This is a genomic window from Serratia fonticola, from assembly GCF_001006005.1.
Taxonomy (GTDB): domain Bacteria; phylum Pseudomonadota; class Gammaproteobacteria; order Enterobacterales; family Enterobacteriaceae; genus Chania; species Chania fonticola.
In genome coordinates, this window is the sequence record NZ_CP011254.1 from 3,723,905 (window position 1) to 3,735,949 (window position 12,045).

7 protein-coding genes are annotated in these 12,045 nt (G+C 55.1%); 6 read left to right on the forward strand and 1 reads right to left on the reverse strand.

The window, feature by feature from the left end; translation table 11 throughout:
* Positions 1-2 precede the first annotated feature (2 nt).
* Positions 3-545 (reverse strand): LemA family protein, encoded by a 543-nt coding sequence (locus tag WN53_RS16625; RefSeq protein ID WP_024484578.1) that lies wholly within the window; start codon positions 543-545, stop codon positions 3-5.
* Positions 546-729: 184 nt separating this feature from the next.
* Here WN53_RS16625 and ybiB point away from each other — a divergent pair, with 184 nt between their 5' ends.
* The 6 genes from ybiB (at position 730) to WN53_RS16655 (ending at position 12,045) form a co-directional block, all read left to right on the forward strand.
* Positions 730-1,683, forward strand: a complete 954-nt coding sequence (gene ybiB, locus WN53_RS16630; protein ID WP_037412071.1) for a DNA-binding protein YbiB — start codon at positions 730-732, stop codon at positions 1,681-1,683.
* A 441-nt stretch (positions 1,684-2,124) separates the two neighbouring features.
* Positions 2,125-2,658 (forward strand): cellulose biosynthesis protein BcsO, encoded by a 534-nt coding sequence (gene bcsO / locus WN53_RS16635; protein ID WP_024484577.1) that lies wholly within the window; start codon positions 2,125-2,127, stop codon positions 2,656-2,658.
* Positions 2,649-3,455: a cellulose biosynthesis protein BcsQ gene (gene bcsQ, locus WN53_RS16640; protein ID WP_024484576.1), complete on the forward strand. Its 807-nt coding sequence runs from the start codon at positions 2,649-2,651 to the stop codon at positions 3,453-3,455. Before bcsO ends, bcsQ begins: the two co-directional genes overlap by 10 nt.
* A gap of 17 nt (positions 3,456-3,472) precedes the next feature.
* On the forward strand, positions 3,473-5,584 hold the full coding sequence (gene bcsA, locus WN53_RS16645) for a UDP-forming cellulose synthase catalytic subunit (protein WP_037412079.1): 2,112 nt from the start codon (positions 3,473-3,475) through the stop codon (positions 5,582-5,584).
* A 17-nt stretch (positions 5,585-5,601) separates the two neighbouring features.
* The gene (bcsB, locus tag WN53_RS16650; protein ID WP_235166960.1) at positions 5,602-8,019 is read left to right on the forward strand and encodes a cellulose biosynthesis cyclic di-GMP-binding regulatory protein BcsB; all 2,418 of its coding nucleotides are present in this window, start codon (positions 5,602-5,604) and stop codon (positions 8,017-8,019) included.
* A gap of 36 nt (positions 8,020-8,055) precedes the next feature.
* Positions 8,056-12,045 carry a cellulose biosynthesis protein BcsC gene (locus tag WN53_RS16655; RefSeq protein ID WP_024484575.1) on the forward strand — a complete coding sequence of 1,330 codons (3,990 nt, stop codon included), beginning with the start codon at positions 8,056-8,058 and terminating at the stop codon, positions 12,043-12,045.

Below are 12,045 nucleotides of genomic sequence, written 5' to 3' on the forward strand. Positions count from 1 at the left end.
CGCTAGTCCATCCGTGGCACTTTAGCTTCTTCGGGATCTTCGAGTTCGAAGAACGCATCCGCTTTAAAATTAAACAGGCGAGCCAGGATTAAACTGGGGAACGACTCCACCAGAATATTGAAATCGCGCACCGTACCGTTGAAATAGCGGCGTGCCATTTGCAGTTGCTCTTCGATCTCTGCCAGGGATTGTTGCAGGGAGAGGAAGTTCTCGTTGGCTTTAAGCTCTGGGTAGGCTTCTGCCAGCGCAAAAATGCGGCTCAAAGCACCAGAAAACTCTTTTTCACTCTCGGCAACCTGAGGGGTGTTGCTAACCAGGTCTCTGCGCTGGCGCGAGAGTGTTTCAAACAGCTCTTTCTCATGCAGAGCGTAGCGCTTTACCAGGGTTAACAGGTTGGGGGCCAGATCGTGGCGGCGTTTGAGCTGCACCGCTATACCGCTCCATGCGTCGTCTTTGAAACGGCGCAGTGAGATAAAGCGGTTATAAGTCATCATGGCCCAGATCAGCACCACGGCGATCGCGGCCACAGCGATATAAATTTCCATTTTTCATTCCATGTTTGACGGGGGAATACATCATTCCATTGTATGTTTACGGATACTATCTTATTCCGCTATGGCTGGTAAATCTTGCTAGGTCTAGCCAGCCTTGGTGCGGGCCAATCTACCGGGGTTGAGCGCCGTCGCGGATAAGGTATGCTTATCGCAAACCGAATCAGCGGAGCGAGCAATGGATTACAGCAAAATTATCAAAGAAATAGGCCGTGGCAAGAACCATGCGCGCGATCTGGATCGGCAAACGGCTTTTGAGCTCTATCAGGCGATGCTGGCCGATGCCGTGCCGCCCCTGGAGTTGGGAGCTATCCTGATCGCCATGCGTATCAAGGGGGAAGCCGAGGAGGAAATGCTTGGCTTCTATCAGGCGATGCAACAGCAGGTGATGCGGCTGCAACCCCCGCAGGGCCGCCCGATGCCGGTGGTGCTACCCAGTTACAATGGTGCTCGTAAACAGGCCAACCTGACGCCATTACTGGCGCTGTTGTTGGCCAAAGTCGGGCTGCCGGTAGTGGTTCACGGTGTCGTGAACGACTGCACGCGTGTCACCAGCGCAGAGATTTTCCGTGAGCTTGGGGTGCCGTGGTCTGAAGATCCTCAGACTGCCCAACAGCGTTTGGACGGCGGAGATGCGGTGTTTATCCCTGTGTCGGCGCTTGCGCCAGCGTTGGAAAACCAGCTTGGCTTGCGTTGGAAGATGGGCGTGCGTAACAGCGCCCACACGCTGGCAAAATTGGCGACGCCATTTGGTGAGCAGGACGTGCTGCGCATCGCCAGCGTTTCTCATCCGGAATACGTCGAGCGCGTTGCCTCATTTTTCTGCCAGATCGGTGCACGGGGATTACTGATGCATGGCACCGAAGGGGAGGCTTACGCCAATCCGCAACGCTGTCCAAAAATCCACTATATCGTCGGTGGTGAGCAGCATATTTTGCTGGAACGGCCAGAACTGGATGCGTTAGCTGAGGTGCCTGCCGCCAAGGATGCTGCAACCACGGCGCGTTGGACGGAACGTTGTCTGGCTGGCGAGGTTGCCATTCCCGAGCCTATCGCTCGACAGGTTGCTTGTTGTCTGGTCGCTGCCGGCCAAGTGGAGACATTGGAGCAGGGGCTGGTCAGACTGCGATAATCTGCCTAATTACCTTTATTACCAGGGGCGAAAACCTTTGCCCCGAGTATTTATCACTGTTGTGCTGGTTATTTTGAGTAAAAAAAATCTCAAATGCCAAACTATATATTACTAACCACTTAAATTATGGCATAAGCTGGTGGGATATGTGATAAAGCGGGGTAAAAACGTTTAAAACTCAGTGTATAACTTTAAAGAAGTAGATTACACTCAGCCCATCAGCTTTGGGGTCTTGCAGGATTTTCCATCGATTGCGGAGGTTTGCTCCGTCTTGGTTGTAAAAAGGGACTTGTAAGCTACTCTATCTAAACCATAAGAAGAGAAGCGCTTAAAATACATAGACGTTTTCCATTATGTATTTGGGTTATAGATCACGTTATTTTGTATTCGTGATTTGTATGTATTCATACAGTGCCAAGTGTAATCTTATAGGTCTGGATTATGAGTAAATATGATGATGTCCAAGGATTTAAAGATAAGACAAATCTCAAAGGGCTTGATTATAAAGAATTTCCTCGCGACGATGTGGCATCGGCTCCGCACCGTTGGTCTATTGTTGATCAAGTGGCAGGTAATGGTGGCATCCCTGCCAGCATCTCGCAGCCAACGCCGATCACTAGTACGGATCTCTCTTCCAATGCACCTTTAGGGTTCGTGCCTCCTGCACAACCCAAGGCTGTGATAACAGAAAATACCGCCTTGCCCGGCCACATTCCTCATAATTTTGAGCGTTTTGCTCCACCGGTGGAGTCTAAACTCACTAAAACCGCCCAACCGGAAAGCCCGCGTGACGTTCTTGCTCAGGGTAACCCTGTTAATTCCCCTGCAAGCGTTCCGCCGTCCGCTCCGCAGCCAGAGAACCAACGTTTTAAGCAGATGTTCAGCAAGAAAACGTCCTCTGCCGGTGAAGTGATGGACGCTGGCCGTAATACATTACTTAAACCACTTTTAGAGTCTATTGCCTCATGCCGTTAGTCTGTGTTTGTTCTCCGAAAGGAGGGGTAGGGAAAACCACTGTTACTGCTAATCTGGCTTATGCATTGGCCCGTAGCGGCAGTAAGGTGTTGGTTGTCGACTTCGACACGCAGAATGCGTTAAGGCTGCATTTTGGCGTGCCTATTTCCGATAACCGAGGTTTTGTTGCCCAGTCGGCAAGTTTATCCGATTGGAGCCAGTTTATTCTCAAGGTCGGGCCGAACCTGTTCGTTTTACCTTACGGTGACGTTACCGATGAGCAGCGCCTTCAGTTCGATGACAATCTGCTCAATGAGCCCATGTTCATTCAACGTGGCCTGAGTGCGGTGCTGAAGATCCCCGGCATGGTGGTGATCGCCGATATGCCGCCGGGGCGCAACGCGGCAGTGCAGGCCATGCAGGCCGCGGCGGACATGCGCATTATGGTGTTGCTGGCCGATACCGCATCGCTCAGTCTATTGCCCAACATTGAGCAGCATAAGTTTATGAGTGCGCCCGTCAGCAATGAAGTTGGCGAGTATTATGTGGTAAACCAGAGTGACATGCGGCGCACCCTGAGCAGGGACGTGACGCAATTTTTTGAGCAGCGTCTGCAAGACAAACTGCTGGGAACCATCCACCGCGATGAGTGCGTCCCAGAGGCCAACGCATCGCAACGGGCGATCATGGATATAAGCCCGGTGTCGGCCGCTGCATTTGATATTGAGCAGATAAGTAAAAAGGTCGCGGTAATTTTAGGGCTTAGTGTTGGAGATGGTACGTATCATCATACTACGTCTATTTATGGCTCTTCGTAAGGATTGTCTGGTTAGTTATGAATAAAATACTCTTTTATTTCTTACTGCTGTTAGCCTTACCTTTTATCCTGTTGATTATCATTGCCCCCATGAGCAGTGATAATCAGTATATCTTTGGCCTGATCTGTATTGCGATCGTGTTTATTTTAGGGGTAAGTAAAAGCAAAAAAGTTACCCTGGTAATGATTGTGATGTCGACCTTGATGTCATTACGTTACATCTACTGGCGCGCGACAGAAACCCTGCATTTCAACAGTACTCTGGAGGCTGTGCTAGGTATTGCCCTGTTTATCACCGAGCTGTATGCCCTGGTGATATTGCTGTTTGGTTATATTCAGACCACCTGGTCATTAAAACGCACTATTGAACCGCTGCCTGACGACACGTCGCTATGGCCAACGGTAGATGTCTATATTCCTACTTACAACGAAAGTATGGACGTGGTGCGCGACACCATCCTGGCGGCGCAGTGTATTGACTACCCGAAAGACAAAATGAAAATCTACGTGCTGGATGACGGTAAGCGCAATGAATTTGCCGTATTCTGTGCCGATGCAGGCGTGGGCTATATTACCCGCAATAATAACCTTCATGCCAAAGCGGGTAATCTGAATAACGCGATGAAAGTGACTCAGGGTGAATTGATCACCGTGTTTGACTGCGATCACGTGGCAACCCGTGCCTTCTTGCAGGCAACGGTCGGCAGCTTCCTGGTGGATGAGCGCCTGGCGTTGATCCAGACCCCGCACTATTTCTATTCCCCGGATCCGTTTGAACGCAACCTGTCAGAGGCGAGCAAAGTCCCTAACGAAGGTGCGCTGTTCTATGGGCCGGTGCAGCAGGGTAATGATAACTGGAACGCCACTTTCTTCTGTGGCTCCTGTGCCGTGATCCGCCGTTCGGCGCTGGAAGAGGTGGGCGGCTTTGCGGTAGAAACCGTGACCGAAGATGCCCACACCGCCTTGAAGATGCAGCGCCGGGGCTGGAACACGGCATTCCTGGCATTGCCATTGGCAGCCGGGCTGGCCACCGAACGCTTGGGGCTGCACGTGATCCAACGTACCCGCTGGGCGCGTGGCATGACGCAGATCTTCCGGGTGGATAACCCCTTGCTGGGGCGCGGCCTGACCTGGCAGCAACGTTTATGCTATTTGAACGCCATGCTGCATTTCCAGTACGGCTTACCCCGGGTGATATTCTGCGTGGCACCGCTGGTTTATCTGCTGTTCAACCTCAATATCATTGCCTCCTCCGCGGGGCTGATTTTCGCCTATGTGTTACCGCATCTGGTGATGTCGATCTATATCAACTCCAGAGCCAACGGACGTTATCGCTATTCGTTCTGGGGGGAAATCTATGAAACGGTGATGTGTTTCCATCTGGTGATACCGACCCTGCTGACGATGATCTCGCCAAAGCACGGCAAGTTTAACGTGACGGATAAAGGCGCGTTGCTGGACGTTAACTATTTCGATTCCCATATTGTCCGGCCGCATATTATCGCCGTGTCCTTGCTGTTAATCGGTACCGCCTGGGGCGTGATCCGTCTGGTGATGCCGGATCACTATGGCGCTAACCCGCAGGTTATCTGGCTAAATATTGCCTGGGCCAGCTTCAGCATGATTATCCTGCTGGCCGCCATTGCCGTAGCGCGGGAAACGCGCCAGGTCCGGAAAACCATCCGTATCGATGCCACTTTGCCCGCGGTGCTGTATTTTGCCAGCGGCGCGGCGATGCGTACCGAAACCCTGGATCTTTCGATGGGCGGGGTCAAATTGAAAACGCCGGACGAACGTTTCCTCAACGATACGATCGAAGAGGTGGAAATATCGCTCAAGTCCGGCGCCGTCTGTTTCCCGGTTGAGCTGATCGATGCCGACAAGTCGGTGACCCGCTTAATGTTCAAAGAGATGCCGATTGAAAAACGGCGGGAGTTGGTACGGGTGGTATTGGCGCGGGCAGATGCCTGGATCCAGACCAAACCTTTCCCGCAGGATCGGCCACTGCGTTCGTTGCTGGGCGTCCTGCGCTGCATTTTCGAGTTGTTCTATTTTTCCTGGCGCGATCGTCGGGCCAAGAAGCAGCAGAAACGGCCTGAGCTAAAGCGGGATAAGGAACAAGCCCTATGAGCCGGGTGAATACCAAGTTGTCAACAGGCAGATCTACGTTCATTGTCCTGGTCAGCGGCCTGCTGTTGGGGATGGGGCTTTCTGGTCTCGCGATTGCAGCCGATCCGCAACCTGCGCCGTCCTATGCCAGCGAGGGTGTCGAGATGCCAGGTTTTCCTACCTTGCCGCGGCCAACTGATGCGCCACCAGCGGGTGCAGTGCCGAGCAGTGCTGAGCAACCGGCTACGCAAGCAGCTCCGCTTGATATCGCTACGCCACCGGTTACCGTCTTCAATCAGTCGCTCGCTTCCACGCTCAGCGTGGGCGAGATGGGGCAAACCACAGGATTGACGTTGAGCAACTGGCAACAGCAGTCCGGCTTCACCTTTACCTTACCTTCGGACTGGGTGGTAACGGACGGCAATCTGGTGCTGGATCTCGACATTTCCCCGGCCCTGATGGGAACCGATACCGAACTGCAACTGATGCTCAATGGGCAACCCTTGAGCACCCAGAAGCTGAACCAATTGCATGAAGGCAAGGTAAGTTTGCAGGTACCGATCCCGGCTGCCATGATCGTAGCGCGCAACAACCTGAGTTTCAGCATCGGCAATGGCAGCAATGCGGCCATGTTGTGCGAGAAGGGGGCGGCTAACAAATATTGGCTCAAGGTGCTGCCAACCAGCCAGTTGCATCTGGAAAACCAGGTGCTGAATATCAGCCCGAACCTCGGCCGTTTCCCCAATCCGTTCTTCGATCCTCAGGCCATGCAACCCACCCAGGTTGATGTGATTTTCGGCCAGGAAAAACGGCCGGAGGAGGTGGCTGCAGCCGCTATCGTCAGCTCTTATCTGGGGAAAATGACGCGCCATAACAACCTGAACTTCCAGGTGTTGCAGGACAGCTTGCCTGAGCAGAACGGCATTATCTTTGCGCGCCCCGGCGAGCAGATTGGCCAGTTGACTCTGCCACAGGCCGACGGCCCGACCATTCAGATGATTGATAATCCGCTGAACCCGGTTTACAAGCTGCTGTTGGTGATGGGACGTAACGCCACCGAGATGCGCCAGGCTGCCTATCGTCTGGTCAGCCAGCCGTTGCCGGAGAAAACGGCTTCGCTGGCGGTGAAGCCGGTGACTATTCCGGTGCGCCAGCCCTACGACGCCCCGCGCTGGATCGATACCAGCAAGCCGGTCAGCTTTGATAAGCTGGTGGCCAGTACTGAGGAACTGACCGTCACGGGCGTTTACCATGACGCGGTGCGCATTGCTTTCCGTGCCGCCCCGGACCTGTTTATGTGGGATGGTAGAAACGTCCCGCTGCAAATCAACTACCGTTTTCCCACCGATAACTGGATCGATGAAAATAAATCCCAGCTCAGTGCCACGCTGAATGGCACCTTCCTGCGTAACCTGTCGGTGAACAAACGCGGGCTGCTGGAGCTGCTGTGGCACCAGTTTGGCGGTGATATTCGCCAGGAACAATACACCTTGGCCCTGCCACCGTATCTGATTTACGGCGACAACATGCTGGAGCTTTATTTCTCTATCGTGCCGAAAAACGGCTCCTCCTGCGATCCGGCGGATAGCAACACCCTCAAGAGCCATATCGGGCCCAACTCGTATATTGATCTGAGCGATACCTACCATTTCGCCGAGTTGCCCAATCTCTCTTATTACGTCGGGGCCTCCTTCCCATTCTCCAAGCTGGCGGACTTCTCGCAAACCGTGCTGTTAATGGCGGAAAAGCCTACGGCCAACGAAGTGCGTGCGCTGTTGAACCTGACTGCTCGTTCCGGTGCGGCTACTGGCAGCTCTGTGGGTAACGTGGATATTCGCTTTGGCTTGCGGGGCAACGAGAACGAGTTAGACGACTTCAAGGGCAAGGATGTGCTGGTGGTCGCCTCACTGGCTCAGAGCGCCTTCTATCAGCGGCTGTTGCAACAGGTGCCTTTTGCGCTAAACGATAGCGGCGCGCTGGCGGTGAAGGCCCAGTCTACGCTGGAAAAACTGCAGTCCTACCTGAAAGGTAACTGGCGGACCCAGGGCATCGACGCCGATCGTTATCTCTCCTCGTTGACGGACTGGCGTGGATTTTTCAGCTTCCGCTCCGGTTGGGATCCGCAGCGGGTGGTGGTGGTGGCCAGCGCCTCTTCCGACGATGGCCTGAACAAGATCTATGGCGATCTGAAATCTGCCCGGATCAACGCCGGGGTGCGTGGCGATCTGGCGGTGATCACCGATCAGAACGGCGTACGCAGTTTCCAGGTTGGCGAACAGTTCCCGAGCGGGGAGCTGCCCTGGTATCTGATCTTTATCTGGTATGCCAGTAAACATGTGGTGCTTTTATCCCTGACCGTGTTGGGGATTTCCGTGGTGTTGGGGCTGGGGCTGTATATTTTGCTACGCAAGCATGCCGCCAAACGCCTGGGGAGAGATGCAGAAGATGAACGTTAAAACACGTCTCGACCAGAAGCTAGACAGGAGCCGCCAATGAACCTATTGCTGAAAAAGAAACTGTATTGGGTCTCTCTGGCCGGGCTGACGATTTTTTCGGTGTCGGCGTTGGCGGATGACAATAACCCGGCGCTGAAAGCCCTGTTTCAACAGGCGGCTTACTGGCATGACAAATCGCATGACGAACTGGCCCAGGGAGCGTTGCAAAAAGTCCTGCTGATCGACGAGAACAACGCCGAGGCGATGTATCTGCTTTCCCTGTATGCCATGCAGGGCGGGGATAAGGCCAAGGCCGAAATCTGGCGCAAAAAACTGAGTGCCGTCGCGCCTAACGATCCTCGTCTCCAGGCATTGAGCAGCACCGAAGCGGCTCCGTCGGTCTCCAAGAATCTGTTGGCGCAGGCCCGGCAGCTGGCGGCGAAAGGGGAGTTTGCCCAGGCGGCTGCGGCCTATCAGACGGTGTTCAACGGCAAGACACCGATCGATAACCTTGCCAATGAGTATTACCTCACCTTGGCGGGGTCACCGGCGGGCAGGCAGGAGGCGATTGATGGCCTCAAGCAGCGGCTGGCTATGCAACCCAATGACACGCAAACCCGCGTGGTGCTGGGCAAGGTGCTGACCTATCAGGAATCGACCCGTCGTGAGGGGATCGATATGTTGGCGGCGATGGCCCCGAACAATAATGAAGCGGATCAGGCGTTGAAACAGGCGCTGCTGTGGCTGGCTCCGCTTCCGGCTGACAAGCCACTGTATGATGCCTATCAGCAACGGCACCCGGCAGACAAGGCCGTGGCAGCCTATTATCAGCAGAATATTGCCGGCTCGGCCAAAGGCGTTGGGTTCTCCGAACTGAATAAAGGGGATCTGGGCAGCGCCAAGGACCAGTTTGCCGCTATTCTTGCCAGCAATCCGAATGATGCGGATGCACTGGCCGGGATGGGATTTACGGCGATGCGCAGCGGAGACTTCGCGCAGGCAGAAAACTACCTCACCCAGGCGGCAAAACAGGGCGGCCCACAGAGTGCGCAGTGGGGAGCTTTGGCTCAGGAAGCGGCGTTTTACGCGACATTGGACAAAGCCAAGCAGGCTGCCAACGCAGGCCAATTGGATGAAGCCTTGGCGATCAGTGCACCCCTGAGCCGTGCCACAGGGGATAAAGGCAATGCGGCGACGCTGTTCCGGGCCGATCTGGCTCGCAAGAAAGGGGATTTCACGGCGTCTGAGCAGATGTATCGCGGCTTGCTGACGCAAAATCCGCAGAATAATGACGCCAGGCTGGGGTTGTATTATCTGTTGCAGCAACAGCGTGACAAAGGCCCTGAAGCCGCACAGATCCTGCAAACTATTCCAGCCGATCAACGGCCTAAAGTTCCGCAGGCGGTAGTGGGGGTAAATGTCGATCCTCAGCGCAGGCAGGCCGAGGCCGCCATGCAGAATGGCGATCCGCAGCGTGCGATGATGATCCTGCAACAGGCGCTGGAAAAGCAGCCCTCGAACGTTTGGGTGCGGCTGGATATGGCACGCATCCTGAATAAACAGGGGCAAGAGTTGCAGGCGCAAACTTTGATCTCCCCGCTGATGCAGGTTGGCGCTTCGCCAGATAGCCTGTATGCGGCAGCGCTGTTTGCCTCAGAACGTAACGACTGGCTGAACGTTTCCACCCTGATGGCGCGTATTCCGCAAGGGAGGCAGAACAGCAGCATGCGGGCTCTGGCGGCCACCGCGTCGGCCAACCAGCAGCGAGCCAGCGCAGAAAGTTATCTTCGCCAGGGCAACACGGCCAGCGCGGCGGTCATCTTGCGGCAGCTGGCGCAAAAGCCGCCGACTGAACCGGCAGCCCTTGGGGAACTGGCAAAAGATTTGATGACGGTGGGGGACACCTCAACGGCGGTACAGCTGGTGCGTGACAACATGCGCCTGGGAGTTAAAGGCAATGCGGGTGATTACGCGGCCCAGATCGCGGTGCTCAATCAGGCTGGGTTAAGCCAGGAGGCCGATGCCTGGCTGAATAACCCGGCTCTGCGGGCGCGCAGTTCAACCCGCGAGATTGGCCAACTGCGCAACGCCAGCGTGATCAATGAGGCGGATAAACTGCGTTTGCAGGGGCAATACAGTGCCGCGTATGACAAGCTGATCGGCGCGCTGCAAAACGATCCGCAAAATGCCGATATCATGCTGGCGATGGGGCGACTCTATCAGTCTGGCAACATGAATAAAGAGGCCGGGCAGGTTTACAACTACCTGCTCAGCCGCGATAGCCTGAACCAGGGCGCGCGCGAAGGTGCCGTTGGGGTCGCGTTATCCGAAGGCGATGTCGATCGGGCCAAACAGTTGCTGCGTGGCTTGCCTGCGCTGAAAACGCCGGATCAGTTGCTGCTGGCCGCGCGCGTTGCTCAAGCGGACGGTAACTATCCGCAGGCGATGGTGTTTCTGCGCGAGGCGAAAAACCGGGTCAATGGTGTAACCGGTGCGCCAAGCGGGGGACCGGCAGTGATTGGCGGTTTGCGGCTGGCGGATAACCCGTTTGCCGCGCAGAGCACGGCCTCGTCGAGCGTGAATACCTCTTCCTCGGCTTATGGCGAGGTGCTGCCTTGGCAGGTTGCAGCTCCGGGCTATGCCCGCGCTCCAGCTGCGGTGGCGAAAAATCCTACCTTGCAGCAGATTGATAAGTTGATGGACGAGGTGCAGGGCAAGACTGCCACCTGGGTACAGGGAAACATTTCTCTGCGCGATAACAGCAGCGGTGAAAACGGCCTGAGTAATATCACGGAAGTGAGAAGCCCGATCACCCTGTCAGGCATGCCGTTCGATAATGGCAGGATCAGTTTTGATGTCACGCCGGTGATGCTGAAATCGGGTACGCCATCCGACAGCGCCAACAGTCGTTTTGGTACCGGGGCTCTGCAACAGGCCAGGGCTATCGAGGCCGCGACGCAAGCCTCCGTCATTGCCTCACAGACCTCGATTGCTGCTGCACAGGCCGCCGATTTGCGTTATCAGCAACTGCATGCCACCCGCGATAGTATGTGTTCTATTGACGCCACTTCGCCGGAGTGTGCCGCCGCCACGGTGGCGCAGGATCAGGCCTTTAACGAAAGGCAGACGCTGGCTGGCCTGGTGACGCAGCCGAAGACCTTTGGCCCGAACGATATCTATGCCGATTCACCGGGGCAGCAGCAAGATACCGGGGTAGAGCTGGCGTTAGCACTAAGCGGTGACAGCTATAAACTGGACGTTGGCAGTACGCCGATGGGCAGCGGCATCAGTTCGGTGGTGGGCGGGGTGAAATGGTCGCCCAAGCTGACCGAGCACTCAACGCTGGATATGACGCTTGAACGCCGCGCGGTAAAAGATAGCCTGCTCTCCTATGTCGGGACCGAAGATACCATTACCGGCAAGAAATGGGGGGCGGTGACCAAGAACGGCGGCGGCGTAAATCTTGGATACGATGATGGCGTGCTCGGAGCTTACGGTGGCGCGGGATATTACAGCTACGTGGGTGATAACGTGGCGGATAACCATAGCGTGACCGGCATCCTGGGGGCCTACATCCGCCCTTATAAGGATGATGATAGCGAGCTGAAGGTGGGCGTTAACGTCAACTATATGGATTTTGACAAAAACCTCAGCTACTTCAGCTACGGCCAAGGGGGTTACTTCAGCCCGCAGGACTATCTCAGCATCTCGCTGCCGGTGGAGTACACCAAAAGGCAGGATAACTTCACCTATATTCTGAGTGGCAACGTCGGTTATCAGACCTATAACAATCAGGAAAGCCTGTATTACCCGAACGATCCGGAGCTCCAGTCTCAGTTGGAAAGCCTGGTCAGCCAGGGTTACGGCGCTGAAGCCAGGTATGCCAGCGAGGACAAGAGTGGTATTGGTTACAGCCTGAAGGCGGGGGGAACCTATAAGGTTACGCCAAGCGTGTTGGTTGGGGGGCAGTTGGGTTATGACACTTTCGGCAGCTATTCCGAGAGCACGGCTTTGCTCTATTTTAAATATCTGTTAGATGGAAAATAA

Excerpts from the sequence above, each read along its gene's own strand:
- ybiB (WP_037412071.1), top strand. The coding sequence starts at position 730 with ATGGATTACAGCAAAATTATCAAAGAAATAGGCCGTGGCAAGAACCAT.
- WN53_RS16625 (WP_024484578.1), bottom strand. The coding sequence starts at position 545 with ATGGAAATTTATATCGCTGTGGCCGCGATCGCCGTGGTGCTGATCTGG.
- bcsO (WP_024484577.1), top strand. The coding sequence starts at position 2,125 with ATGAGTAAATATGATGATGTCCAAGGATTTAAAGATAAGACAAATCTC.
- WN53_RS16655 (WP_024484575.1), top strand. The coding sequence starts at position 8,056 with ATGAACCTATTGCTGAAAAAGAAACTGTATTGGGTCTCTCTGGCCGGG.
- bcsQ (WP_024484576.1), top strand. The coding sequence starts at position 2,649 with ATGCCGTTAGTCTGTGTTTGTTCTCCGAAAGGAGGGGTAGGGAAAACC.
- bcsA (WP_037412079.1), top strand. The coding sequence starts at position 3,473 with ATGAATAAAATACTCTTTTATTTCTTACTGCTGTTAGCCTTACCTTTT.